Genomic DNA, 26,108 nt, shown 5'->3' with positions numbered 1-26,108 from the left:
CGGGTGGTCTCGCTAGGGGGCGCGGTCGGCCTGGTTGCCGACCTCGTTGCCGGCTTGTACGAAAGCGTAGGGCAATGCCCCCTCCACCCGCTATTCATAGGATCTACCCTGATTCACAGGGTTGTGCGCCACCTTCTACGTGTTTTCTTTATCGTGGACCCGGTAGTACCTGGTGTACGCTTCAAACCACAAGCACCCGCCGGGCAGAACGCACAACAGATGCACACCGGCCGGAAATATTCAGCATTTGCCACAAAGAGCGCCTCCGCCATGACCGCTTCATCGGCTATCGTCTACATCGTCGACGATGACAAAGACCTTCGCACCTCCCTGGCCTGGCTCCTCGAGACAGTGTCCGTCCAGGCCGAGTGCTTTGCCGGCGCGCGGGAATTCCTGGCCGCCTACGATCCGAAGCGGCCCGCCTGCCTGGTACTCGACGTGCGCATGCCCGAGACCGGCGGCTTCCAGCTCCAGCAGATCCTTAACGACAGAGGCGCTACGCTGCCGATCATCTTCGTCTCGGCGCACGGCGACATCCCCATGTCGGTGAAGGCGCTGCAGAACGGAGCCATCGACTTCGTCGAGAAGCCCTACAACCCGCAGCAGATGCTCGAAAGGATCCAGGCCGCACTGAAGCAGGCCGTGCAGATGCACGACAGCGCCGAGCAGCGCCAGAAGATCCGCGCAAAGCTGGACAAGCTGACCACGCGCGAGCAGGAGATCCTGTGCCGCGTGCTGGACGGCAAGGCAAGCAAGGTCATTGCCGACGAACTGCACATCAGCGTGAAGACCGTTGACGTCCACCGTACCAAGATTCGCGAGAAGCTCGGCGTGGTGAGCACGGCCACGCTGGTGCGGGACGTAATGGAGGTCTGGCCGTCGTCGAAGAGCGGTGCGCCAGGCTAGCGCGCCAGCCGGCAAGGCTAGCTGGCCGCCTGCTCCGCGCACAACGGTACCGAGAACGCGAACGACGTGCCGAACGGTGCGCGATTCTCAGCCCAGATGTCGCCCCGATGCCGCGACACAATGCTCTTGCAGAGCGCCAGCCCGATGCCGTTGCCGGCCGGCTTGCCAGAGAAGAAGCCGTCGAAGATCCGCTGGCTCGCCGCCTGCGGCAGGCCGCGCCCGAGGTCGTGCACGATCAGCATGGCCTTGTCACCCTGGTCGCCTGTCGTGCAGGTTTCGATGCGCAGCGTGCGCCGGTCGGGTGGCAGCGCCGCCATTTCCTCGATCGCGTTGAACGCGATATTCAGGATCACCTGGCCGATCAGCACCTTCTCGCAGCTGATCGGCAGCGCCTGCGGCGACAGCGCCAGTTCCAGCCTGACGTCCGCCTCCTCGCACTTCAGCGAGATGAAGTAGGCGCTGTCATGGACGATGTCGTTCAGGTCCACCAGCGCCTCGGCCTGCTCCAGCTTGACTACGTACTCGCGGATACTCTTGATGATCAGCGACGCGTGCTCAACCTGGCGTGCAGCCGCCTCCAGGCCGAAGCGGATCGAGTCCGGGTCGGCCTGGTTCTTCGCCAACCGCATGGAGACGCCCTCAATGAAGTTGCGCGTGGCCGCTAGCGGCTGGCTCAGCTCGTGCGCGATGGTCATCGCCATTTCTCCCATCGCGTTGTAGCGCGCGAGGTATTCGATCTCGCGCTCGCGTTCGCGCTCCAGTGCCTCGGCCTCGACCTGCGCCGTCACGTCGCGGAAGAGCAGCAGGTAGCCGCTGATGTCATCCTCGATTTCCACGTAGCGCGTGGCAGCCTGGTGCCAGCGCAACTCGCCCGTTGCCGCGCGCACCTGGAAGCGCGTGGAGAATGCGCCGCGCATCGCCGAATCGGGCGCGACGTGGTCGCGGAGCACCTCCAGGAGCGGGGTTTCGCACAGGCTGTCGAGCCCCGCTCCGAGCAGGTCGCCCTCGACGCGTCCGAGAATCCGGCACGCCGATTCGCTCACGTATGCCACGTGCCCGCCGCGATCGACCACGAGAACCCCTTCGGCCAGGTCCTGCATGAACGCCCTGAGCCGGCTTTCCGAGCGGCGCAGTTCGCGCTTGAGCGCTTCCTCCGCCGAAATATCGCGGAACTGCACCATCAGCACGTCGCGCGCCTCCAGCGCCACGCGCGTGGCGATGGCTTCCGACAGGATCTCGTTGCCGTTCTTGGCGCGATAGCACCACTCGATCACGCTCTGGCCCGTTCGGGCCGCCTCGTCGAGCCACTGGAGCCCGACCTCGCGCCGGTACTTTTCCGCACTGCTGGTCATGTCCGGCGCCTTCAGCGCCGGAAATTCCTCGAGCGTGAAACCCAGCGTCTCGCGCGCGGCATGGTTCGCCCACAGGATGGATTTGGTTTCGGCGTCATGGAGGATCACGCGCAACGTCAGCGCCTCGACCATGCGAAAGAAGTCGTCTTGTCCGAATCGATACATGTTGCCTCGAGCCATGCCGCTGGAATGAATCAACCCGCAGCGTACCGCCGGCAGAGCCCGGACCCGTATAGGTAATTCCTTTACGCATCCCCGGGAAACTGCGCAGCAATGCACGCCCCGCTCCAATTGTTGCCGCCCGGGGGCCGTCGATAGACTGCTTTCAACGGTCCATGCCGTTAGAACCGGCTCCCCCGGCCGGTCCCTTAGCCGGCCCACGCAATCCACCGGAGACAACCATGCTGCATTCCGCTGTGTCGGAAAGCCTCCTCAACCAGCACCCCGGCGTCGCCATGCCATTCGCCGCGCAGACCGAGCCGCGCCAGGCCGAGCTCGATCGCGTGCTGGCCGAAATCCGCGCCCGCCGCGAAGAATTCGATGTAAAGCGGTACGTGCCGCGGGATATGGTAGCCCAGCTGAAGCAACTGGGCGTCTACCGCGCCGCCGCACCGCGCTGCTTCGGCGGCGACGCGTGCTCGCCCGCGGAATTCCTCAGGCTGATCGAAACCATTTCCGAGGCCGACGGCTCCGCCGGCTGGGTGGCCAGCTTCGGCTCGGCACAGGTCTATCTCGCCGCCCTGCCGCGCGAGACCCTCGCACAGCTCTACGCCAACGGACCAGACGTCGCCTTTGCCGGCGGCCTGTTCCCGATCCAGCCAGCCGGGAAGGTGGACGGCGGCTACCGCGTCAATGGCCTGTGGAAGTTCGCCAGCGGCTGCAAGGGCGCGGACATCCTGGGCGTCGGCATCGGCGCCGGCGACGGCGGCAAGCCGCGTACCGCGGTGCTGCGGCCCGAGGACGTGGAAATCGTCGAGAACTGGGAAGTGATCGGCCTGCGCGGCACCGGCAGCCACGACCTGCGCGTCAACGACGTCTTTGTCCCCGACGAGTGGACCTTCGTGCGCGGCGGTCCGCCGACCATCGATGAACCGCTGTACCGCTATCCGTCCATCGCCTACGCCGCGCAGGTACTGGCGGTGGTCAACCTGGGCCTTGCCCGCGCCGCGCTGGATGAAGTGTCGCGCATGGCCGGCGGCCGCACCGGGATCACCGGCGCACCGAAGATGGCCGACCGCGCCTACCTGCGCATTTCGGTCGCCAAGGCCGAAGCCGAACTGCGCTCGGCGCACGCCTTCTTCTACGACGCCACCGAGTCCGCCTGGGACACGATCCTCAAGGGCGACAACCTCAGCCCCGAACAGACCAGCCTGCTGCGCCTGTCGGCCGTGCAGGCGACCCGCTCCGGCGCCAGCGCCGTGCAGGCGGCCTACCTGCTCGCCGGCACCGCCGCGATCTACGACGGCCACCCGCTGCAGCGCTACTTGCGCGACGCGATGGTCGTCACGCAGCACGCCTTCCTCGGCGAAGGCCTGTATGACGCCGCCGGCGCGGTCAGCCTCGGCGTGCCGCCGATGCCCGGCTACATCTGAAGCGCCGCACGAACCCACACCGACACCGACCGGAGCCAACATGCCGCAACCTGCCCAAAGCCCCCTGCGCGTCCTTTTCTGCATCGGCATCACGCAGAATTTCTTCGACCTGCCAACCGGCCATGGCATCGAAGTGTGGAAGGGATTCAGCGCCATGATGAAGTCGATGGGCGCCATGCCTGGCGTCTCCATCCTCGGCGCCATCGACGACGATCGCCTGATGGTCGGCCCGTCCACCACGTCGCCCTGGACCGTGTACATCATGGCCGACGTGAAGGACTACGACACCGTCGTCGCGGCCTGCAACCTGTTCCGGACGACACCAGTCGGCGAGCACAGCCTGTGGCGCTACGCCAAGATCGAGGCACGCGTTGGCCGCGCGCTCGAGATTCCGGCCGAAGCCGCCTGACGCGGGCCTGACGTCATGACGAAAGCGCAGATCCCCGCAAGCGCCGCGGACACCGGCCGGCGCCTCGCGGCCCTTGAGGCCGAAAGCGCGGCACGCCGCACGCTGTCCCGCTACATGTCGCTGTGCGACGTGCCGGCCCCGGCCGACGCCCGCGATGGCGAACTGCCGGCGCTGTTCACCGACGACGCGGTGTGGGAAGGCGTGGGCGCGGAGTACGCGTCCGGCTTCGGCCGCCATGCCGGCCCCGCTGCGATCGACGGGTTCCTGCGCAAGTACCTGCCGCCCGTACCGCATTTCCAGCGCAATGTGCATTTCCTGACCAGCGAGGCGATGGTCGCGGACGGCGATGTGGTGCGCGGCCACTGGATCATGCAGCAACTGTCGGTCTATGCCGGCGGCAAGACCGAACTGATCTCGGCGCGGCTGGCGGTCGTGTTCGACATCGACAGCGACGGCACCGCACGCGTGCGGCATTTCCAGACGGAGCGGCTGTCATGCCAGACGCTGGCGGAGACACGGCCATGACCGCCTTCGTCTCCCGCTTCCGTCTGGGTGGCGATGGGCCCGCCATCGCCATCAAGGATTCGATCGACATTGCCGGCTACCCGACCATCGCGGGCAGCAGGGCACTTAGCGACACCGCGCCGGCTACCGAGCACGCGGACGTAGTCGCGCGGCTCGTCGATGCTGGCTGGTCGATCGTCGGCAAGACCGCGATGCACGAACTGGCGTTCGGCATCTCGGGCATCAACGATTTCGCCGGTACGCCGGTCAATGCGCAAGCGCCGGACCGCATTCCGGGCGGCTCGTCCAGCGGTTCCGCCGCCGCCGTTGCCGCGGGCGAAGTCCGCATCGCGCTGGGTACCGATACCGGTGGCTCGATCCGCATGCCTGCAGCGTGCTGCGGTGTGGCCGGACTGAAGCCGACCTTCGGCCGCGTCAGCCGCCGTGGCGCGCATCCGTCCGAGTCATCGCTCGATTGCGTCGGCCCGTTCGCGGATTCGGTCGAGGGCATCGTGGCCGCCATGGCGGTGATCGCGCCGGACTTCGACTCAGCCCTGGCACGCGATAGCGGCAAGCCCTGGCGCATCGGCCTGCTGGACGACGTGCAGGCCGATCCCGCGATCCTCGAAGCCGTCGCCAGCGCATTGCGCCAGGCCGGCTTCGACACCCTGCCGGTACGCCTCAACGGCATGGCTGCCGCCTACCAGGCCGGCATGCGGGTCATCAACTTCGAGACCTGGGCAGCCTTCGGCCACCTGACCGGCACAGGCGCGCTGCAGCGCGACGTCGAGCAGCGCCTGCTGGCGGCCAGTGCCGTCAGCCGCGACGATGTCCGGCAGGCGGAAGCGGTGCGCCGCGCCTTCACGTCGCAGGTCGACGCCGTGCTCGGCAAGGTGAACGCCATCGTGCTGCCCACGCTGCCCGAACTGCCGCCAACGCTTGCCGCGGTACGCGCAGGGGCACCAATCCTCGGCCTGACGTCGCTGGTCCGCCCTTTCAACCTGAGCGGCCATCCCGCGTTCACGCTTCCCGTGCCGGTCGCCAGCGTCGCCATCAGGGCGGGCCTGCAGCTGGTGGGCCGCAAGGGCGGGGACGAAGCACTGTGCGCCATCGCATCCCGGATCGAACGCGCCATCGCTGCCGATGGCGCCTCCCAATGACCTCACGGAGAGCTAGCATGTGTTCCCACGACAACTACCAGCCAGTGACGTTCACGGTCAAGCCTGAGCGCCTGGTGCAGGACGACCGCGTTGACGGCTCGATGTACTACGATCCGGCGCTGTTCGAGACTGAACTCGACCGCATCTTCTACAAGACCTGGGTCTGGGTCGCGCACGAAAGCGAGATCCGCAACCCCGGCGACTTCCGCACCACGAAGATCGGCCGCCAGCCCGTCATTGTCGTGCGCGACAAGACCGGCGCCATCCGCGTGCTCGAGAACCGCTGCCGTCATCGCGGCGCCACAGTGTGCGAGAAATCCAAAGGCAATGCCACGGGCTTCACCTGCCCGTACCACAGCTGGTCCTATGCCCTGGACGGCAAGCTGCGCGCCTTGCCCTATCCGGATGGCTACGAGGACATCCTCGACAAGTCCGAACTGCCGCTGCGCTCGCTGCGCGTGGATAGCTACGCCGGCATGGTGTTCGCCAGCTTCAACCAGGACGTGGAACCGCTGAGCGACTACCTCGGCGAAGCCAGGCACTGGATCGACCTGTTCATGAAGCAAGGCGCGGGCTACCCGATCAAGACCCAGGGCGAGCACAAGTTCACGTTCCGCGGCAACTGGAAGATCCAGCTCGAGAACACCACCGACGGCTATCACTTCCCGATCGTGCACAAGTCGTGGATGTCGTCGGTCGATGAAGAGACCTCCGAGATGCTGTCGTTCATGACCGACGAGAAGGCCGTCACCCATGCGCTCGGCAATGGGCACAGCGTGATGGTGATGGTGCCCGAGCATGTGGATCTCGACCAGGACGATGGCACGGAACAACTTCAGGAACGCTTCGCTCACGTCACCGAGGCGCTGTCGAAGGAGATGCCGCCCGAGCAGGTCCGCCGCATCGTCCGCTCGCTGCACGGCGCCGGTTTCAACCTGAACCTGTTCCCCAACGTGGCGATGTCGATGGCGTTCTTCCGCGTGCTGCATCCGGTGTCGGCCACCGAGACCGAGATCCGCCACGTTGCGCTGGGCATGGACGGTGGCCCCGAGATCGCCAACCGCGAGCGCCTGCGCATCCATGAGCACTTCCAGGGCCCGTTCGGCTTCGGCAGCCCGGACGACGCCGAAGCCTGGGAGCGTGTGCAGCGCGGCTCGTACGCCGGCAAGAACGTGCCGATCCTGGTCAACCGCGGCCTGAACCGCGAAATCGTTGCCGAAAACGGCGACAAGATCTCGCACGCCACCGACGAAGGCGGCATGCGCGAAGCCTATCGGATGTGGAAAAGGATGATGAGCGATGAATAAAGCCAACGAACTGACCCCGGTCGCGCCCTCGCTGCAACTGGCCGCCGAATTCATCTGGCGCGAGGCCGAGTTGCTGGACCGCAAGGACTATCAGCAATGGGCCGGCCTGTGGAGCGAGACTGGCCACTACGTCATCCCCATCGATCCGGAGACCGCCGATTTCGATGCCGCGCTGAACTACGCTTATGACGACGCACGCATGCGCTCGATGCGCATCGAGCGCCTGACGTCCGGCCACTCGGTTTCGGCCGTGGATGCCGCGCGCACGGTGCGTACCGTATCGCGCTTCACCGAGGTGTCGAGCGAGGCTGATGTCATCGAGGTGCGCTCAGCGCAGATCCTGGTCGCCTACAAGCGCGAGCACCACACGCTGTTCGCGGCGGACCTGACGCACCGCCTGCGCTTCACGCAGGACGGCATCCGCCTCGAACAGAAGGTGGTCCGCCTGATCAACTCGACCGACAGCCTCAACGCTCTCGGCTTCCTGCTTTAAGGAGACGCGATGAAGCGAGTTGCCCTGATCACCGGCGGTGCGCGCGGCCTTGGCGAGGTCATCGCCCGCCGCATGCATGCGGCCGGCTACCATGTAGCCATCGGCGACCTCAATGCGCAAGACGCCGCAGCGGTGGCGCATTCGCTGGATCCCACGGGCGAGACCGCCCTGGCGCTCGCCCTCGACGTGACCGAGAAAGCCGCTTTCGAGTCGGCCAAGGCCGCGCTGGAGGAATGCTGGGGCGGTACCGACGTGCTGGTCAACAACGCTGGAAAGTCGCAGGTGTCGGGGCTGATGGACATCAGCCCCGAGGAGTTCGACCAGGTAGTGGCCATCAACCTGCGCGGCACCTTTGTCGGCTCGCAGGTGTTCGGCGCGCACTTCGCGGCGAGGGGCTTCGGCCGCATCGTCAACATCGGCTCGCTGGCCGGCCAGAACGGCGGCACGGCGACTGGCGCGCACTACGCGGCGGCCAAGGGCGGCGTGGGCGTGCTGACCAAGATCTTCGCGCGTGAACTGGCGCCGCAGGGCGTGACGGTGAACTGCGTGTCGCCTGGCCCGCTCGACCTGCCGATCGTCCACGAGACCGTTCAGCGTGAACGCCTGGAGGCGATCTGCAAGACGATCCCGGTCCAGCGGCTGGGGTCGCCGGAGTATGTGGCGGATGTGGTGCTGCTGCTGGCCGCTGACTCCGCGGGCGCGGTCACCGGCGCCAACTGGGATGCGAACGGCGGCCTCTTGATGCGCTAGGCGTCCAAGGCATCCGCGCGTCTCAGTCTGAATCAAGATAGTCGTTCTGGAAGGGTAGTCATGTTGAAAGTCAGAGTCGAAAAGGTTGTGGAAGAGGCGGTCGGCATCCGCTCGTTCCGTCTCGTGCCCTGTGATGGCGCAGCGCTCGCCCCTTACGAGCCAGGTGCCCACGTGGATGTGCTCGGGCCGACCGGCTTCACGCGCCAGTATTCGCTATGCAGCCCGCCCGATGATGCGTCCGGCTACCTGATCGCGGTGAAGCGGGAAGACGCGTCGCGCGGTGGCTCCGCAGCCCTGCACGACGTGGTGCAGGAAGGCGCGGAGCTGGCGATCAGCGCCCCGCGCAACCTGTTCAGCCTGGCACCGCAAGCGAGCCAGTACCTGCTGTTTGCCGCCGGTATCGGCATCACGCCGCTGTTGAGCATGGCTTACCAGCTCAATCGCGGGGGGCGCCCCTATCACCTGCACTACTTCGCCCGCTCGCGCGAGCATGCCGCCTTCCTGCGGCTGCTGGAATCCGCGCCGTTCGACGGCAAGGTGACGCTGCACATTGGCGTGGACCGCGATACGCTGGGCCAGGTGCTGACCGACTGCATGGCGGGAGCCAGCGCGGGCACGCTGGCCTATACCTGTGGCCCGTCCGCCTTCATGGCGCGTGTGGTCGAGGAGGGCGAACGCGTGCTTGGCCCCGACAACGTCCACCTGGAGCACTTCCAGGCCGACCCGTTGGCGGCCGGCCTGCCCGCTGGCGCATTCGAGGCCGAGCTGGCGCAGAGCGGCAAGGTCATCGTCGTCCCGGACGGCACTACGCTGGTCGACGCGCTGATCGCCGCTGGCTGCGAAATCGATACCGAATGCCGCGAAGGCATCTGCGGCACGTGCGTGGTGCCCGTGCTCGATGGCGAGCCGGATCACCGCGACAACTGCCTATCGAAGAAAGAGAAGGCCTCCAACAAGCAGATCTGTGCCTGCGTGTCGCGTGCTCGCACGGCACGGATCGTACTGGACCTGTAGTACCCATCCCCACTGCCCCTCCCGGGCGCAACACAACAAGGAGACAAAGCATGGCTGAAATGAATGCCGCCCAGTTGCTTGAGCTGGTCAACAGCCGCCGCCTCGGCGATGAGGGCGACGAGCGCGTGCGCGCCATTACCGCCCGCATCGTCGGCGACCTGTTCCGCACCATCGATGAATTCGACGTCCAGCCGGACGAGTTCTGGAACGCCGTCAAGTGGCTGACCCGCCTGGGCCAGGCCGACATGGTCGGCCTCATCACCGCCGGCCTCGGCTTTGACCGCCTGCTCGACATCCGCCTGGACGAAGCCGACCAGGCCGCCGAACGCATCGCCGGCACGCCGCGCGCGATCGAAGGTCCGCTCTACGTGCCCGGGGCGCCGCTGTCGGAGAATGAAGTCCGCCTTGACGCCGGCAACGAAGACAAGGGTGCCCCGTTCGTCATGGAAGGCCAGGTGCTCGACACCGAAGGCCGCCCGGTCCCGCACGCCCTGGTCGACGTCTGGCACTGCAATGAATTCGGCCGCTACTCGCACTTCGACCCCTCGCAGCCAGACTACAACCTGCGCCGCCGCATCCAGGCCGACGAGGCGGGCCGCTACCGCTTCCGCAGCTTCCTGCCGCCCGGCTACGCGATTCCGCCGGCCAGCCCCGTGTCCGAGCTGTTCGCACTGCTGGGCCGCCACGGCAACCGTCCGGCGCACATCCACTTCCTCGTATCGGGCGAAGGCAAGCGCGCGCTGACCACGCAAGTCAACATTCCCGGCGACACGTTCATCGATGACGACTTCGCTTTCGCCACGCGAGACGGGCTTGTGGTGGAATTGCAGCAGGTACAGGATCCGGCCGGCTATGAATCTCTGGGCCTGACGGGTCCGTTCACCCGCGTCCAGTTCGACTTCCGCCTGCAGGAAGCGGCCAGCGACCGGGAGACCATCGCGGCTAGCCGGTACGAAACCGAGCTCTGCTGACGCTTCACGGGGAGACGGCCGCGTGGCCGCCTCCCTCTTGCGGTGGCGGTCCCTGCGGCGCCGTGCAGAGAGCCGGATCGGATTTCGCCCCCCCGGCGCAGCGGCGGTTTATAGCAATAGCCGGTACATCAGCTGCGTCGCGACCTGCATGAGGCGGCTTCCCATGTCGGAAATCGTGGATTCAAAGCCGAACACTGTTATCAGGCCATAGAAGGTCGCCCCCAGCAGGGCAAAGGACAGCATGCTGGTCTTCACGTTTTCGCTCACAACGCCCCCTCGCAAATTGCCGTATCAGGTCAGAATCCCCCCGACATAGCCGCAGCGAGTAGCAGCGTTTTTTATTATCTGGACCCGTCTAATTCTTTATAGACCGCGTGACGTGCGAGGAGGGGTTCATTGTGTGTGGCATCCCGCACACAATGCGGTTGGCAATGTACGGGACCGCCCCGAGATTTTCAGGATAACGGACCGGAAGCGAACCACCGGCATGGACCGCGTGGACCGCGAGGGGCTTCAGACCGCCCTGCCGAAGCCATCCGCTGCCCAGCGGGCGGCGCGCTCGCGTGTCAGGCGAAAGTCAGGCCGCACCTTGACGGTGGCAACCACATCCCCGAAGGAATCCACGGCCGTGAGCGTGCCGTAAGGCTCGAATTCATCAGGGGTGACAACAAGCCTGATCGTCAGCGCTCCCGATTCGGTCTCGATATTGCACTGCTTGTTGAGCTGCGCATGCAGCTGCTGCTCGTGCCGACGGATGACTTCGGCCGCTGTCTTGACCAGCGTCTGGTGGGCAGTGGCATCTAGCGGCTTCGGATCGACCTTGTTGCGTCCCATGGTCCAGGGGCCGACCAGGGCAGGCTCGGCGCTGCCGTCGCGGATCATCTCGACCGCCCAGCCGTCGCCATCCTCGTTCTTGATCACCCGGGCCGTCCAGCCCTTGTCTCGCCAGAGTCGAGGCTCGTGGATGGCTGAGGATTCCTGCTCCGAAAGAGCGTCGTCGGTATCGTGCATTAATTTCGTCGCGCTGGCCGCGAAAGACTTCCATGTCTTGCATCGACTCCAACCGCGCCGGAATTGCCGGAACACGCAGTTGGTCAATGCGGCATGAAACGAATTGAACCCGAGGGTCCGATGCACGGTTCCGCGGCACCGGGACCTGGGCGCTGACCATGCGCCCGTCTGGCGTCAATCGGCGGGTTGGTGAAATACCAACCCGCCGGGGCAAGGATCAGGCCGAAGCTTGCGGCGTCGCAGCAACCGCCTTCGGAGCCGCCGCCTTCTTCACCGCGGCGCGCTTCGGCGCAGCGGACTTGGCTGCGGCCTTCTTCGCGGCGGGTTTCGCGGCTGCCTTGACGGGCGCGGCCTTCTTCGGGGCTGCCTTCTTTGGCGCAGCCTTCGTGGCGGCGGTCTTGCGCGTTGCCTTACCGGCGCTGCCGGCCTTTGCCTTCTTTGCCGCGAGCTTTTCCTTGGCGGCCTGCTTCTCGAAACGCAGCGCAGACTTTGCGGCTTCCGTAGCTTGCGCGACTTCACGCTTTGCCACTTCGATGGCCTTCTTCGTGTCCGCACGCAGTTTCAGCAGGCGCTTCTTCGCAGCCTGCGCCTCACGTGCGAGCACGCTGGCCTTCTGCTTCGGCGCAGCCACTTTCTTTGCGGCAGGCTTGCCCTTGGCGACTGCATTCTTCGGAGCGGCGGCTTTGGTTGCTACGACCATGTTAATAACCCGTTAGTTGTGGAGCGCGGAGTATAACCGCTGCAGCGATCCATCCTGTACCGGCTTTAATCATTGGCTGGTTCTCGAATGACCCGGACGCTCCGCAAAACCGGGGGTCCCTCATCGGACGATCAGTTCTTTTTCACGAAAATTCGGCGAAGATCCCGCCAACTTCAGCAAGCGTCTGAAGTAAGGATCGGCATTCACGGCCGTGGGGTATATTCCATGCTTCGATAACACGCAAGTAGTCGGCATGGCCAAGAAATCGATTCGGGTATCGCATGTCGGGATTCCCGGTGACCTGAGTGTCCTGAAACTCAAGGGCTATCTGAGATCCGCACTGGCGGAAGTGGCGCAAGCGACCGGCGAGGACGAAATCCTGCTGGTCAAGGTGCTGGTGCCACGGCCACTGGGCCTGCGAGCCGGGGAAAAGCTGTTCGACAAGGTCTTGCAGGCGATCGTAGATAAGGATCCACGCGTAAATCGGGTGTCGGTCGAGTTTGTCGACGGCGAGGTTACGCCTGAGAAAATCGCCGAAAGCCAGGCGCGAACACAAAAGGAAATTGACGCGTACGGGCACTTGCTCGAGGACTCCACGGACGACGAACAACCTGGTCACACCGCATAGCGATGCCTGCAGACATCATCAAGCGTTCGGCGGAACTCCACGCCGCAGCCGTCTCCTGCATGAGCCGGTCGGAGCCGACCGACCATCCGCGGGTGATTTCCGCGTACCAGTGCGCCCTGATGTCAGTCGAGCATGCCGCCGGTGCCGTTGCCTTGCTTACCATCGGCATGCCAAACGCTGCGATGGCCCTGTTCCGGCCGCAGTTCGAGACGCTGATTCGCGGCGTCTGGCTGCTGGAGGCGGCAGACGAGAAATGGGTACGGCAGTACCATGAGCCGCTGTCGGAGGAGTCGGCACGTGCGGCAGACAAGGCGCCAGGGGTGAAGCGCATGTTCGACGAGCTGCTCAAGCTCGAGGATCCACGCGTCAAGGGCATCGTAGCGCATCTCGACGAGTACCGGGCGCAGTCCTTGCGCGCCTTGAACAGCTTCACGCATGGGGGCATGCATCCCATGGCCAGGTCCGGTACCGGATACCCTGTGGCTCTGGTCGACAACGTGGTTCGTTGCGCAAACGGCCTGGTTTGCTATGCGGCGCAGATGGCGGCACTGGTCTCAACGGACGCGCAAGCGAACATGGCCCGGGTCCGCACGCTCCATCAGGACTTTCTGGATTGCCTGCCTGGCATGAAGGACGCAGCGTAACGGGTGCTGTGGAAGCCTCCAGCACGCGGATACGCTTCTACTGGGAATTATTCCCCAACTGCAGGAAACCGCCCACGTCGAATCTGTATCGCCCTTGCGCCCAGCCAGAGGAAAAGAGCAGAAGATTCTTATCGTAGTAGCCAAGCGACGACCACAGGCGCTCAATATCACTTTCCATCTGTGCCCGCAGCCTAACTGCTAACCGGTCGTGTCCGGCGGCGACCAGGAACGGATAGATGGCCGCAGAGAACCCGGCCGGCCCCTCCCCAAACACTTCCCCCGTTTGCACGTTCACATAATGTGGCACCCTGCCGCTGGCAGCGAAGGCCTTCGCCATGCCGCCGAGCGAGGCGAGCAGTTCAGAGAATGACGGATCCTCGGGATTCAGCATGCCGGCCCAGAGATAGGTCCGGATTGCGTCATAGCCGCCGGTCGGACCCTTGGCTGGTTCAACGGAAAAGCCCACGCCTTCCCTGAAGCGGTACCAGTCCGGGGCATAGCCGGCGGGCGCACTGCGGACTAGCAGGCTTACCTGGTTGGCGGCGACCGACTGCCAGGGCCCGTCCGGCTGCCGGCTGGCGAGGCGGCGCAGCACCTGGACCGGCGCATAGCTCGGGTTCAGCAGGTAGGTCCGCTCGCCAAGACGGAATCCGCTTTTACCCGGGATCAGCATGAAGCCCCCGTCGGCCAGGCGTGCCATCTCGCTGGACCGGATGGCGGCCAGCAGCTCCGTGCCAAGCTGCTGGCAGGCCGGACGCTCCCACAATCGTGCCGCCTCCAGCAGCGAGTAAGCGATCCAGAGTTCCGCATCGCTGGCGGAATTGCTGTCGATGATGCCCCAGGTGCCGTCCTTGCGCTGACCCCACAGCCATGCGGGCGGCTCCGCGCGGTTGGTCCAGAGCTGATTCAGTGTCCAGTCCAGTATGGTGTCGAAGCGGACTCTGTCGTTGGCGACCAGCGCGAAGAACAACGCATAGGCCTGCCCTTCCGATGTCGTACGGGCCTCACGGCTGTGCTCGATGACCCGCCCGTCAGCACTGATGGTTTCACTTGCATAGCGATCCCAGAGGCCCCACGATGCCTGAGAGGCCGCGCGGACGAACGGCATATGACACCCGATGCCTGCGGACAAGGCCATGGTGCCCGCGATCCAGCGGCGTCGGCTACGGTTCATGCGCGCCCTCTCCCATAAACGCCTCGCTCTAGAACGCCTTGCTCAACTCCAGTGCCACTCACCCTGCACGCCAAGTACCAGCCCCAGCCGATGGCTTTCGGCACGTACGTCGACCCCCGGCGGGCTGACGTCATTGTGACGATAGCGCAAGCCGGCCGAAGCCTCGACCCAGCCCGCGTCCAATGCCGATTTTATACCCAGGGCCGCCTCGATCGCCTGCCCCTTGACCACCACATCGGTCCCGTTGGACGGATACCCGTACTGATAGTCACTCAGCATCAGCCTTTGTGTAAGGTATTGGGGCGGGAGAAAGGAAGAGGCAAGCCCGAGGTACTCATACCGCTCCCCACGCTCCGCAAAGGACGCACCCACCAAAAAGCAGTGGCGGCGCCGCCGCAGCCAGAGCCGCGCCCGTCGTCTGCGCACCGGCCACAACCAGGATCATGGCGGCCCGCCGCCAGACCAGCCGCTTACCAGCAGGTTCGTCGCTGCGCATGGGTTAGTCCTATTGCTGCCGCGGTTGCAGCGCCGGTGCGGCTGGCGCTGCGTTGTAGAGATGGATCGCCCCGGTGGGGGTTTCCAGCATTCCCGCCGGGCTCAGGCTGATATGCTGCTCCGATTGCCGCCCCGCGATACGCTGGCGCAGCACGGTATCCGCGCGCACGTCGAATGCCACGCCGCTCGCGATCATCGAGAGCGCCTGTCCGCTCTGGCCTTTCGCGTAGGCGACGGCAATCGGCAGGGCGGCGCCGTTCCCCTGCTGCGAGACCAGCCCAGGCTCCCAGATCTGGTCGCTGGCCGGCAGGCTGGCATCGCGCCGCAGCGCCCTCGCCAGGCGCGCCAATGGCGCGTCCTGCCTTTCCCGGAGCCGGCCCATCTCGAACTGGAGACTGCTGCCGAACAGGAACATGTCAAGCGTGCGCCGCGCCTCCGGGGACGCCCACTGCAGATGCAGTTCGATCAGGCAGTCGTTTTGTCCGTCAGCATCGCGCCGGGACGTGAAGGTGGCGGCCGCGTTGCAGCGCACCGCGGCGTTGGGCAGGTGCACTTCCACATCGATATTGGCCTCGCGCGGCAGCGACGGCACAACTTCGCCACGGTAGAGTGCACTGCTTGCCGACAGGTCTACGGTCAGTCCAAAGAACGACTGGTTCTGCATGGTCAGCGTCAACGGAATGCGCAGCGGAAAGCGATATTCCCCGCTGGGCCGCCTGCCGATACGGAGACTGAAGCGCGCGAGCAGGACAGCCGTCCAGACCGTCACGCATGCCCAGAATATCGAGATGATCCCGGCACCCAGTGGAATCTGTTCCTGCGTCATGCGCGCAATGCCTGCCGGAATGCTGGCGAAATTCAGCAAGCCGACTCCCAGCGACGGGGCCAGCCACAGCCACGTCCTGCCGCGTTTGGTGATGTCCTTGCAGGTCACGGAGAACGATACCGTCCTGCGGAACAGTCCCGTAATGGTCAACATGAACGCAAAGAAGCGCGCCATGCCGTATTGCTCGTTGAGGAGAAAGGAGACATAGCCCCTGCCCAGTTCCAGGAAGACCAGCAGGGAAGCCAGGTAGTAGACGGAAAAGATTGCGAAGAAGGTCCACGTGGAACCGATGATTGGCAGCATCCCGAAGCCCAGTACCGCTGGCGGCGTCAGGAAAAAGACGAGCTTCTGCCATCCCTCGAAATAGATCAGCATGGAAGCCAGGTAATTCAGCCGCTGCGCAAGGCTCAGGCCGCGGCTGAAGACAACGCCTTCGCACCGCAGCACCTGCATGGCGCCCGTGCCCCAGCGTATCCGCTGGCTGAGGTAGGTATCAATATTGTGTGGCGCGAGGCCGTACGCGAGCGACTCCGCATGGTAAACGGAGCGGAACCCCTTCTTGTGGAGCCTGATCGAGGTGTGGATATCCTCGGTCACGGTATCAATCGCAAAGCCGCCGACGACTTCGAGGGCGGACCTGCGCAGCACCACGCAGCTGCCACAGAGGAAGCTGGCGTTCCACATATCCTTGCCGCGCTGGATCACCTTGTAAAACACCGACTGCTCGCTCCAGACCGCCTCGCCTGCAACGCGATGGCTAAACGCATCAACGTTGTAAAAATCCTGCGGCGTCTGCACGAACGCCACATCGGGATCGGTGAAGTATCCGAGCGTCTTGGACAGGAAATCCTTGCGGGGCGCGTGATCCGTATCGAAGACAGCGACGAATTCGCCGCGGCTGTATAGCAGCGCATGATTGAGGTTGCCGGCCTTGCCGTTTGCATTCACGGCACGCGCGAGATACTTGCAGTCGAGCCCGGCCGCGAGCTTGCGCATTTCGTCGCGGTTGCCGTCATCGAGCAACCACGTCACATGGGGATACTGGATGTTTTTGGCGGCCAGTAGTGTCCTGCGCACGAGTTCCACAGATTCGTCATAGGTAGGCACAAAGACATCGACGCTGGCACCGCTCAACGGCGGAGGCGCCTCGCGTACGCTCAGCCGGAAAGTCATCATCACGTAGAACAGGCCGTTCACGAATCCGAACAACTCCGCGGCGTACAAGGCCACCGACAGTGCCATCGCTTCCGGGTTGAACGTGCCGCTTCTCCATACGAAGTAGACGACCCCGCTGATGATGTAAGCGGCAACCAGGATTTGGACAGACCGTGTTGGCCTTTCCAGCGCAAAGCGGGCGTTGAGTCCCGGAACATTTGCCGACGCGTGGTCATCTGCCTCTGCCGCCATCACGTATGCGCTCCAGCCATCCGCGGCGCCAAGCCGTAGCCTTGCGGCCGACGCGGATCGTTTCAAGATTGACTTCTTCTTATGGCGTGGACGGGACCGGTCTGCGTGACCGAACGTGCCTGGCAATCCGTTGCACAAGCAACGGCATTGACATGCGATATGACGATTAGCCCATCTTCCCGATGGCATGGCCCGGTAGCCTGAGGTCATGGCTAAGTTCATCGTGGACAGGGGCCGGACTCATCAGCAACGAGAGTAGAAAAGGACGGGAGGCGCGGACGTCGGTGAATGTTGGCTACCGCACGCAAACCGCGCATAACGGGGTAGTCGTCCTTTTTGCGCAGAATCTTACGGTTTCCCCGCAAAGCCTTTCTTCACAAGGCGCTAAGGGCAAAGCAGTCAATTGGCTGCTGCCCTCAAGTGACTTCGGGAGTACCGTGTCCGCCCGCGATTTCGGATCGTGTCACCTGGATGGGGGCGTAAGATGCCGGGCTTGGGATTTCGCTATGTGGGAAAAGACAGCTTGGCTTCTCGATTGCCGGAATTCGATGTCGAATACTATTTCGCGCTGACCGACAGCGACATCGCCGCAATCAACCGCCGCATCCTGCAACGGATCGAATTCCACCACACCCCCAAGCACGCCAGTTGGCTCAACATGGTCGAGATCGAAATCGGCGTGCTGCGAAGTCAGTGTCTGGCTCGCCGCATCGACTGCCGCGACCGGCTGATCACCGGGGTCGCGGCTTGGGAGCAACTGCGAAACGCCAGCAGCACTCGCATTAACCGGATGTTCTCTACGGAAAGGGCCCGGGAAAAATTGGCCAAAGCCTACCCAGAACTGACCTCTGGCAAACCGTCATAACCTCTGTGCGGAGATACTAGTGCGCGGCGTCAACTTAGGCGCAGGCGCTGCGACAACCGTGAGCATCGCGGATTGACTCAACGTGCTGCCATCTGGCGCCGTAGCTGTTGCAGTCAGCGACACGGATCCAGGCGCAAAGCCATGCGCACTTGCCAAGCTAGGGACTTTCCAGCTTGGCAGTACCGTCGCGACAGCGGTGTTGCCGCTCGTCCACTGAACCATGGCCACTACCTGAGAGCCTTGGTTATCCACCACCTTGGCGGAAAAGGACGCCTCCTCCCCTACTGCCACGCGCGCATTTGTCGGGGTAATAGTCATGGAATAGGCCGACGGCGGCATCACTTTTTGCGCCTGCGTGTCAATCGTTGCCGTTTCGGTTTGGTCGCCTCCCCCACCACATGCGCTCAGACAGAGGGGTAGCGCAACGAGCCAAACGAAATGATTTTTCATAGCTTTCCTCCGATCTTTTTCTGCCGCCCAAGCATCACATCTCTCCGTGGGGATGAATGATCTAAGCGGAACGTTCGCATGCCCGTGCACCACGGCCTAAGCTTTGCCAACTCATTGCCCACCCATATAGCGCTATGCATCCGAACAAAATCATTGATGGGCCAAGCAGGAACGACAGGAGAGGCAGACATAGCAATGACCAGCGGCACATGACATAAACATGCAGCATGAGCTGCAATGGCACCGCGACAACAACGAAGGTAAGCGTCATCATGGTCAGGCCTATTTTCCTCGACCAGGAAAAGTCAAAAATGTAGTAGACGAGGGCATGGGCCCATGGCAGCAGTAACAGAAAGCTGACGGCCGTTTTCAATCCATTGTCAACATAGCCGCTTGCGGTGTACGGGAAGCGCTCAGGCACGACGCCAAAGAAAATCAGCGCCGTGACCTGGATGAAAACGGCGAACAGCAGGAGGTAGCGCAGCGGCAGGTATTTGTCGGACAGGCGCAGGGCTACGAGACACACTAGAATCGTTAGTGCGGCCGCAACGAGCCATGTCACCCCATCCGGTAAGGATGCCACTACCTCAACATGGGGCAGAGGCATATCGAACCATGCCATCGAAGTCAGGCGCTCGGAGACGACACCGGCGATTTCAAGGCGTTTAAGCCAAAAGCCGAAGATAGCCGTCCACGCGGTGCTAAGCGGAATGCGCAGTTGCCATTCGACCACGTTGAACAAGACAGGAAGCAGCACGATACCAGCGAGCGTTGTCGATGAAAGCGTTAGATGACCTAGGGAGCGATGGCGCGCAACGCTGAGCACGGTGCGGCCGAGAGCCTCTCCTTTGTCGGGCGCTGCGGGGGATTGGTGAGATTGTTGCGTCACCGCTAAAACTCAACAAAGATACTCGCCTCGGCTTGCTTGCGGTTGTAAGAAGGGTTTTCATAGTAGATTGCGCGCAGATTGAACCCCCACCGCTTAGTGATCCATCTACGCCAGTTCAAGCTGACTTCGTGACTGGTAAAGTCACTCAGCACGGTCTGCGCACCGGTCAACTGGTATGCTTCATTCCCGCCGTCATATTTCAGCGTGATGTACTGTTCCTTATCACGGCCATACGTCACCGCAATCATCCCGCGATTGGAGCGGACATTCCCGGGGTCGCTTCGATTGAATCGCCCGAGAACCTGGACAATCCAAGGGCCGTCGAAGTAATAGGTCGCGCCCAACAGCAGCGTCTTGTCGTTATAGATTTCCTTTGCTTTGTAATAAGTGAAGCCAACGCTCGCCACCAGGTTCCGCTTATCTAGAAATTTGCGGAACAGCATCCCATCGACCCTGTACTTCGGTAGAAAAAAGCCGCCGGAACTGGTACCTCCACTCAGGAATGCATACCAGTCGTCATTGAAGGTTCTCGTATAGCCCAAGCCAAAGAAAGTGCCATCGTCGCCGAAATGGCTCTGATGGCTGATTTCCCCGGTCACGTAATCCTTCGGCGTCAGATGCACCCCTCCGCGCAGGAACTGGTCGTTCCAGTCGGGGTTGTTTCCCGTGAGATTGGCGTGCCCGATGCCGCCTTCGATGAAGCCTGTCATGAGCGGCACGTAAACGCGCGGCCCGGTGGCTTCCTGCTCGGCTCGGGCATTTGTCGCCGCGCCTAACATCAGCGCGCCGAGCATCGTCAGCGCCCAACCGCTTAGGTAACCGGGGTGCTTTCCCATTCTTATTCCTTAGCTATATGGCTCTTACCGGTAGGCCTCCATCGCAGCCTTGCCCATTGCTTCCATCAAACTCTAGACCATGCTTCGCTGCTGCTTGGAGACCCACCCCAGCGGCTAGCGACACCGTACTCCCGCTGGCACGGGCGCCAGCGCCCGTTCGGGGGTGAGCCTTGCCTCAAATGACTGGTAGAGCGCCTCTTCCAAAACGTTCCAGTGCGTCCCATGCCGGAACTGAACGGAGCGTGCTCGCCAGCAGGTTATTGCATCCTGGTCTCCCATCTTATCGGCCACCAGAGCCACCAGGCCCCAGGGGAAGTCCGTCTCCGTGTTCTGCAGCCAGACAAACCGGTGCTTCTGCATCCAGGCCAGGTAACTGGCGTCTGGCGACTGACTTTCAGGATGGATCCCCGCCAGAATCGGGAATATCTGTGCGACCGTATCCGGATAGAACTCGATCTTGTCACGCGCCTGGGTGCTGACCAGGTAGCCGCGTGCCGGCTGCCAGAACACCCGCAGGATGGCCCGGTCGAGTTGCGTGGCCTTGCGCATCCAGAACGCAGCAGCTTCCATGTCATGCCTGGTCTGCAGGTATTTGCTCACCGCCTTGTAGGCACTGGATATCTCGACGTTATCCATCATGAGTGCCACGGGCAGGTCGGCAGCAATGAAATAGACCCCTCGCTGCCGGTCACGCAAAGTGTCGAGATGGCGGCTGGCCTTGTCGAAACTCTCTTTCCATTCTGCCGGCATGCCTTCCGGCGGTGCGAACCGAACTAGGGTTTCCATCCACGTTGCGAGCATCGCGTCATCTGCATCCGCCCGGCGACAAGCGACGAAGCGCTGACTCTTTAGGCAGTAGCGCTCGAACCTTCCATCGCTGCGTTGTCGTGGCAACAACCAATCGATCCATTGGCGCGCAGCCACATCCGCGTCCAGCCCGACGTCCTTTGCGGCCAGCAGCGCCTTCGTGGCGAAGTATGGGTCAATCGAATTTCCGCCGAAGTAGGTAGTAATGGCACCGTCCGATCCCTGGTAGCCGGTGAGACGCAGCTCCGCCGCTTGGCTGGACTGACAAAGTATGGCGATGGCCATCAGAAAGGCAAAAAGGATTCTATTCATGCTCGTCGCAATGTGATGCCATATTGGCCCACACCACCCTCCCCTGATCATCCGCACTCACCGTGCCATGCACAGTTGTGCCAATACATATGCACACTTCCGGTGCCACCAGCGACGTCGGTCTCGAAAGGAGGCCGATCAGGCAATTTTCGGACACATTGATCGATTGCTCCGCGGTAACGGGACCCATGATGGCGCAGGACCTCGCGATAGAAAGCGCGCCACCGCACATCAGTGCTCCATCGATCCGGGCATACCTCCCGAGCGAGATGGAACCGGTAGCCTTAACGCTGCCCTTTATCCAGGCCCCAGTACCAATCCAAAGATCGCCGTGGACGATCAGGTTTCCCTCATAATGGATGTTGGAGGGGAAGGTATAGTCGTGTTCGACGATCCAGCGTCCATCGTCGCGAAACGGCATCTTATTGGCCCGGTCCATCTGGTCCTTCCCCGTTGCGCGCGCGCCACTGGTGCTGGCGCCATATTTGGCAGCGCGTTTAGCCTCTTCGCCAAAGTAGATCGATCCGGCTGTCAACGAGGAGAAGTCACACTCTTTCTCAATGAGGATCGCCTGCTGCGCGAGCAGCGGACCCAGAAGGCGGCAGCGAGATTGGATATGCGCGCTTCGCGCATAGGCCCAGCGTTGTAGGACACTACCGTGGCGGAACAGCATGTCCCCTTCGGTCATCACCGTCAGGAGCCGATTCCCTAGCCCGCTGCTGAGTGAGTGTGTCGCGTACAGTTCGCGCGTGAATGTGAAATCATCGGGCAAAATCAGGCTGCCCTTGGTGGCAAGCACGCGCCAGCACGTCCGCAAGCCTATCTCAGCTGGGGCCGGGTCCCAGCATTCCATGACTTGTAGCACCTGACCAGGGGCGCGGTCCGTCTTTACCGCATCGCCCTCCCCCGGTGCGTCCAGCATCGCTCTGAACTCGGCAGCTACCGAGGCCACATCCAGTGTGTGATCGGCATCGATGGGTAGCGGAGCAATATCTAAGCGGCGCTTCCATTCCATGATCGCAGGAACTAACGGAAGACTGAAAACCAACGTGGTGAGGGCAGCCAGCATAATTGGCCACATGATCTCAACTTCCTTGTCGATATCGCGTTGTCTTGTCCCAGCGGAATTCTCGGCGCAGGAGCACGTCCGTGAACATTTGATCGAATATGGCTCGCGAGATGGAAAAAACGCTAACAAGGAAACCGAAATAGTTCAGGGGCAGCAGCCTGATTCGCTCCCGACCACCGTCAAGGTAAACGGCTGCGGCAATTTCGAAGAACGCCGCGAAATTGCCGAGAGTTCCATAGGACATCAGAGCTAGCAATACAAGGGTGCCCTGAATTGGGAAGCCGCTCGTATAGAACAAGAGGATCGTGAGCACCCACCCTATCAGCAAGATAGGAGCCATCGAGTAGATGGCCAGTAGCGCTACACCGTCCAGCTTCTCGACCAGCCCGTGGCCCTGACAGGTCGCCATCCGACGAACGTGGCGATAGAACGCCTGATTGTGCCCTTTCGTCCATCGCATGATCTGCCTGTTCCGGACTGACCATGCTTCGGGCACCTCCTCATAGCATTCGCACCAGTTCTGATAGATCGTCTTCCAATTCCCCAATAGAAGGCGGTAAGTGAGATCGGTGTCTTCAGCAAGCACGTCGTCGTGCCACCCCCCGACACTGCGCAACGCCGACAGCCTGATGCCGCCCACCGTGCCGCCGTACTGCGGCACAAGCCCGAGGTTCATGCGAGCTTGCTGGTCCACCTGGTAGCCACCAGAACGTTCCAGATCCAGTAGTCTGGTGAGCAGGTTGCTGCCGAGGTTCAATGGCACAACACGGCCCATGGTTGCCCCAACTTCGGGGTCGAAGAATGGCGCCACAAGCTGCTTGAGCAGGCCAACAGGCGGTAGGTAGTCAGCATCGAAGACAACAATGATATCCGTGCCGACAGTCTCGCAAGCATCCTTGAGCGCGGCAGCTTTTCCGGGCTTTCCCCCCGTTCGGTGGAACGGGATGATCCGGCCGGGATGCTTGGCAACGACTTCATCAATAATCTCGCGCGTCCGGTCGCTCGAGCGATCATTCACGGGCGTGATCGTGAGGCGGTCCGCCGGGTAATCCGCCCGCAGCAGGCATTCGAGTGATCCGGCGATGACGGCTTCTTCATTGTGAGCTGCCACCAGCACCGTCAACGGGGGCCAGTCGGCAACGTCGATATCGAGGTAAGGGTGCCTCTGGCGGCCGAACAACCGGTTCAGAGTGAAGACATAGTGCCTTACTGCATAGAACGCGACGAGGAGAATGATCAGGAACAACAGGCCGGTCAGCGCGCTGACAGCCACGTCGCCGATCCTGGCGCCGTCCACCAGCTTGCCAACGGAGCGATCGCTCGCAGGCGCGGCTACCGAGCCGTCGCTCTCCCCCTCAAGATCTTCTGGTTGCAGCCGCCGGGGGCCCATCTGCGCCACCGTCTGCACTGGTTCCGCAGAGACGGGATCGCTGCGCCCAGCCTCGCGCGAGGTTCGGCCGGCCTCGATGGCACGCGCATCTACCGCACCCGGCGAGGCTAGAGCAGCGCCTGCGAGTAGCGCTCCCTGCAGCAGAATGGAACGAAGCGATGGAGGCATGACCGTGGCTTGAAGGTGGTTGTTCCACGAGCCCCCGGGCGAATGGAATTGACGCCTGGGGGATCGCGCTGCGGCACCGCGGCACTATAAGACGTCAATGCTTGCCGCTGGTGAATGCCAGAGACGTGCCGGCACCCGCTGTTATCAGCCAGTTCGTCAAGTCCCAGGTCACCGTTGCAACGCCTTGTGTCACGACCGGCTGGTTGTAAGCGGCTTTCGGCAGAACCCAGGTCAGGTCGGTCAGCCCGGCTGCATTGGTCGCCTGGAACGACCACGCATTGCCGGTGTCGGTCGCCTGCCAGGCGGTCTGCTGGCGGCGTTGCCCGAACTTGGCCAGATCATCCATGGTGTACCAGTTGAACTGTCCAACCGTGTGGAGCGTAGTGGCCTGGGTGAAGATGGAATTGAGAACTCCGTGGTAGGCGGAGGCGCCGAGTGGATGCATATAGATGAGCCGGCTAGTGCGGTTCTTCACCACGAAGTTAGTCAACTGACTGTACCAATTGCTGACGCTGGAGGTTGGCACACTAAATTGCTGAAACTCCTCGAAGGTCGCGTAGAGGCCGAATGGCATGACCGGGAACGCGCGAATTGTCTGATTAAGCAATGCGCCATTGCGGTAACTGCGCGTGGGCGCCATACCAGTATGGCCGGTGAAGTAGTATCCGGTGTTGCCGTTGGCTTCCAGCCAGTCGATCGACCACTGCGGTGTATTCCCTTCCGGAGCCGCGTACTCGACAGTGGGCTGCTGGGTCACGGCCTCAACGCTTTGTTTATTGAGCACAAGGTATTGCGTGAAGTTTGACGCATTGGTTTCACTGGCGTTGGCGCCCCAATAGTCGTGGATCCAGCCGCCATGGTTGCCAATGTGATGCCCTTTGCCCAGCAGATATTGCACGAGCTGCTGCGCGGTGGTGTTCCGCGACAGATCGATCCCGAGGCCATCGCCAAAGGCGGCCTGGTCCGGTCCGGCAGTGATCGCCACTGAGAACGGGCCATTATTGAAAATCCCCCAGCTCTGGAGTTTCAACGCCGGGGCGATCTCGTCGCCGGCGCAAAAATGGAAGTTAAGCACTAAACCCCCTACAGCCTTAGGCTGCGCAGACAGTCGCGGCATGCGCATCATCGTTTCGCCGAAATAGCGCACGAATCCGTGCATAGCCATACCGTCCGTTTGCCCCTTCAGGTAGGTAAGCGGGAGGTTGACAAAGAGCACCTGCCCGGCACCATACGGGCGCAGACCGGCTACCAGGCCGAAGTTGGGCGAAGTCAGCATAGTGGTCCCCGAGTAAGTGCCTTGCGTCACGTAACTCGGGTAAGTCAAGAAGCCATATACATAGCCTGATATGCCTTCGATTGGATTCGTCGACGTTGTCGTCGTCCACGCCATGGACTTGCCCGGCGGGACCTGGATGGCGCGCAAAGTGCTGCTCAGCCCGGTGACCGGACCGAGCCCGATCATGTTGCCAAGCAACTGGTCATAGAGCACGTAGTCAACCCCAGCCAGATTGCTGAACCGGCTTTTTTGGGGCGCGTAGAACCCGGTGGTTGTCAAAGCGCCGAAGTCATATACCAGCATGACGTTGCCGCCCTGATTCGTGTAGTTTTGGATCGCCGTGACCAGGTCGTCGCTGGCATTCGGGTGCGACAGATCCGGCAGGATCATGCCCGGAAACTGCGTGGGGGTGACGCCCTGAATCACTTGCGTGTCAGTAACTAAGGTAATCTGAAGCCCCTCCTCCAGCGCTGCGTCGAGCCAGGCAGTAATGTGCGGGTCGGACTGGTTGAAATTGTCAGGCACCACCAATGCAATCTGGTTGGTGGCGGCACGGGTGAGTGCCGGTGCCGACAGAACCAGCGAAAGGAGGGCCACGACGCTGATTCGCTGCAGCATGGAACAGAGTTTTTGGAACACGATCGCCTCCAAAGCGCGAAGGAATAAATCGGGACTGGCCGGGGATCAGGTCCTGCGCACCAAA

25 protein-coding genes and 1 pseudogene are annotated in these 26,108 nt (G+C 62.7%); 13 read left to right on the top strand and 13 right to left on the bottom strand.

All coding sequences use genetic code 11. The features are described from left to right. Window positions 1–270 precede the first annotated feature (270 nt). A complete protein-coding gene (locus CupriaWKF_RS26770; RefSeq protein ID WP_276101451.1) occupies window positions 271–906 on the top strand; it encodes a response regulator in 636 nt (211 codons plus the stop codon). A 17-nt stretch (window positions 907–923) separates the two neighbouring features. On the opposite strand, the gene CupriaWKF_RS26765 is transcribed toward CupriaWKF_RS26770, so the two are convergent. Then, complete coding sequence (locus CupriaWKF_RS26765) at window positions 924–2,423, bottom strand: PAS domain S-box protein (RefSeq protein ID WP_276101450.1); 1,500 nt, start codon at window positions 2,421–2,423, stop codon at window positions 924–926. A gap of 290 nt (window positions 2,424–2,713) precedes the next feature. On the opposite strand from CupriaWKF_RS26765, the gene CupriaWKF_RS26760 reads away from it, so the two are divergent. From CupriaWKF_RS26760 to CupriaWKF_RS26720, 9 genes are all read left to right on the top strand, one after another. After that, window positions 2,714–3,850, top strand: coding sequence for an acyl-CoA dehydrogenase family protein (locus tag CupriaWKF_RS26760; RefSeq protein WP_276103221.1), 1,137 nt, complete (start codon window positions 2,714–2,716; stop codon window positions 3,848–3,850). A 40-nt stretch (window positions 3,851–3,890) separates the two neighbouring features. Further along, entirely contained in the window at window positions 3,891–4,259 is a 369-nt protein-coding gene (locus CupriaWKF_RS26755) for a hypothetical protein (protein ID WP_276101449.1), read from the top strand. A gap of 15 nt (window positions 4,260–4,274) precedes the next feature. Next, complete coding sequence (locus tag CupriaWKF_RS26750; RefSeq protein WP_276101448.1) at window positions 4,275–4,784, top strand: nuclear transport factor 2 family protein; 510 nt, start codon at window positions 4,275–4,277, stop codon at window positions 4,782–4,784. Further along, window positions 4,781–5,923, top strand: a complete 1,143-nt coding sequence (locus tag CupriaWKF_RS26745) for an amidase (protein WP_276101447.1) — start codon at window positions 4,781–4,783, stop codon at window positions 5,921–5,923. Before CupriaWKF_RS26750 ends, CupriaWKF_RS26745 begins: the two co-directional genes overlap by 4 nt. 17 nt (window positions 5,924–5,940) lie before the next feature. Continuing rightward, window positions 5,941–7,230 (top strand): aromatic ring-hydroxylating dioxygenase subunit alpha, encoded by a 1,290-nt coding sequence (locus tag CupriaWKF_RS26740; protein ID WP_276101446.1) that lies wholly within the window; start codon window positions 5,941–5,943, stop codon window positions 7,228–7,230. Beyond that, window positions 7,223–7,723, top strand: coding sequence for an aromatic-ring-hydroxylating dioxygenase subunit beta (locus CupriaWKF_RS26735; protein WP_276101445.1), 501 nt, complete (start codon window positions 7,223–7,225; stop codon window positions 7,721–7,723). Before CupriaWKF_RS26740 ends, CupriaWKF_RS26735 begins: the two co-directional genes overlap by 8 nt. A 9-nt stretch (window positions 7,724–7,732) precedes the next feature. After that, complete coding sequence (locus tag CupriaWKF_RS26730) at window positions 7,733–8,473, top strand: SDR family NAD(P)-dependent oxidoreductase (protein ID WP_276101444.1); 741 nt, start codon at window positions 7,733–7,735, stop codon at window positions 8,471–8,473. A 63-nt stretch (window positions 8,474–8,536) separates the two neighbouring features. Then, window positions 8,537–9,487 carry a PDR/VanB family oxidoreductase gene (locus CupriaWKF_RS26725; protein ID WP_276103220.1) on the top strand — a complete coding sequence of 317 codons (951 nt, stop codon included), beginning with the start codon at window positions 8,537–8,539 and terminating at the stop codon, window positions 9,485–9,487. A gap of 50 nt (window positions 9,488–9,537) precedes the next feature. Next, window positions 9,538–10,458: a dioxygenase gene (locus tag CupriaWKF_RS26720; RefSeq protein ID WP_276101443.1), complete on the top strand. Its 921-nt coding sequence runs from the start codon at window positions 9,538–9,540 to the stop codon at window positions 10,456–10,458. A gap of 108 nt (window positions 10,459–10,566) precedes the next feature. Here the strand turns inward: CupriaWKF_RS26720 and CupriaWKF_RS26715 are convergent, their stop codons facing one another. From CupriaWKF_RS26715 to CupriaWKF_RS26705, 3 genes are all read right to left on the bottom strand, one after another. Then, window positions 10,567–10,713, bottom strand: a complete 147-nt coding sequence (locus CupriaWKF_RS26715) for a hypothetical protein (RefSeq protein ID WP_276101442.1) — start codon at window positions 10,711–10,713, stop codon at window positions 10,567–10,569. A 258-nt stretch (window positions 10,714–10,971) separates the two neighbouring features. After that, window positions 10,972–11,469, bottom strand: a complete 498-nt coding sequence (locus CupriaWKF_RS26710) for a hypothetical protein (RefSeq protein WP_276101441.1) — start codon at window positions 11,467–11,469, stop codon at window positions 10,972–10,974. 217 nt (window positions 11,470–11,686) lie between these two features. Beyond that, the gene (locus tag CupriaWKF_RS26705) at window positions 11,687–12,169 is read right to left on the bottom strand and encodes a fumarate hydratase (protein ID WP_276101440.1); all 483 of its coding nucleotides are present in this window, start codon (window positions 12,167–12,169) and stop codon (window positions 11,687–11,689) included. 253 nt (window positions 12,170–12,422) lie between these two features. Here CupriaWKF_RS26705 and CupriaWKF_RS26700 point away from each other — a divergent pair, with 253 nt between their 5' ends. Then, window positions 12,423–12,797, top strand: a complete 375-nt coding sequence (locus tag CupriaWKF_RS26700) for a hypothetical protein (protein ID WP_276101439.1) — start codon at window positions 12,423–12,425, stop codon at window positions 12,795–12,797. 2 nt (window positions 12,798–12,799) lie between these two features. Next, entirely contained in the window at window positions 12,800–13,441 is a 642-nt protein-coding gene (locus tag CupriaWKF_RS26695; RefSeq protein ID WP_276101438.1) for a hypothetical protein, read from the top strand. Window positions 13,442–13,478: 37 nt separating this feature from the next. Here CupriaWKF_RS26695 and bcsZ read toward each other — a convergent pair whose 3' ends face one another. The 3 genes from bcsZ to CupriaWKF_RS26680 form a co-directional block, all read right to left on the bottom strand. Continuing rightward, window positions 13,479–14,573: a cellulose synthase complex periplasmic endoglucanase BcsZ gene (gene bcsZ, locus CupriaWKF_RS26690; protein WP_276101437.1), complete on the bottom strand. Its 1,095-nt coding sequence runs from the start codon at window positions 14,571–14,573 to the stop codon at window positions 13,479–13,481. 84 nt (window positions 14,574–14,657) lie between these two features. Further along, complete coding sequence (gene bcsS, locus CupriaWKF_RS26685) at window positions 14,658–14,987, bottom strand: cellulose biosynthesis protein BcsS (RefSeq protein ID WP_346348628.1); 330 nt, start codon at window positions 14,985–14,987, stop codon at window positions 14,658–14,660. A gap of 133 nt (window positions 14,988–15,120) precedes the next feature. Then, entirely contained in the window at window positions 15,121–17,469 is a 2,349-nt protein-coding gene (locus tag CupriaWKF_RS26680; protein ID WP_276101435.1) for a glycosyltransferase, read from the bottom strand. A gap of 475 nt (window positions 17,470–17,944) precedes the next feature. Here CupriaWKF_RS26680 and CupriaWKF_RS26675 point away from each other — a divergent pair. Continuing rightward, a pseudogene (locus CupriaWKF_RS26675) lies at window positions 17,945–18,208 on the top strand (transposase); the annotation flags it as partial. A 511-nt stretch (window positions 18,209–18,719) separates the two neighbouring features. Here CupriaWKF_RS26675 and CupriaWKF_RS26670 read toward each other — a convergent pair. The 6 genes from CupriaWKF_RS26670 to CupriaWKF_RS26645 form a co-directional block, all read right to left on the bottom strand. Further along, a complete protein-coding gene (locus tag CupriaWKF_RS26670) occupies window positions 18,720–19,547 on the bottom strand; it encodes a hypothetical protein (protein WP_276101434.1) in 828 nt (275 codons plus the stop codon). A 2-nt stretch (window positions 19,548–19,549) separates the two neighbouring features. Further along, a complete protein-coding gene (locus tag CupriaWKF_RS26665; protein ID WP_276101433.1) occupies window positions 19,550–20,383 on the bottom strand; it encodes a YaiO family outer membrane beta-barrel protein in 834 nt (277 codons plus the stop codon). A gap of 114 nt (window positions 20,384–20,497) precedes the next feature. Beyond that, entirely contained in the window at window positions 20,498–21,502 is a 1,005-nt protein-coding gene (locus tag CupriaWKF_RS26660; RefSeq protein WP_276101432.1) for a hypothetical protein, read from the bottom strand. Then, window positions 21,495–22,583 (bottom strand): polymer-forming cytoskeletal protein, encoded by a 1,089-nt coding sequence (locus CupriaWKF_RS26655; RefSeq protein ID WP_276101431.1) that lies wholly within the window; start codon window positions 22,581–22,583, stop codon window positions 21,495–21,497. The genes CupriaWKF_RS26660 and CupriaWKF_RS26655 overlap by 8 nt, the downstream gene beginning before the upstream one ends. A 4-nt stretch (window positions 22,584–22,587) precedes the next feature. Further along, a complete protein-coding gene (locus CupriaWKF_RS26650; protein WP_276101430.1) occupies window positions 22,588–24,129 on the bottom strand; it encodes a glycosyltransferase family 2 protein in 1,542 nt (513 codons plus the stop codon). Window positions 24,130–24,223: 94 nt separating this feature from the next. Continuing rightward, on the bottom strand, window positions 24,224–26,023 hold the full coding sequence (locus tag CupriaWKF_RS26645) for a polysaccharide deacetylase family protein (protein WP_276103219.1): 1,800 nt from the start codon (window positions 26,021–26,023) through the stop codon (window positions 24,224–24,226). Window positions 26,024–26,108: the final 85 nt, after the last annotated feature.

The sequence above is a fragment of the Cupriavidus sp. WKF15 genome (genome assembly GCF_029278605.1).
Lineage (GTDB): Bacteria > Pseudomonadota > Gammaproteobacteria > Burkholderiales > Burkholderiaceae > Cupriavidus.
Note: the sequence above shows the minus strand (reverse complement) of the source record. Positions and strands in the feature narration are given on the sequence as shown.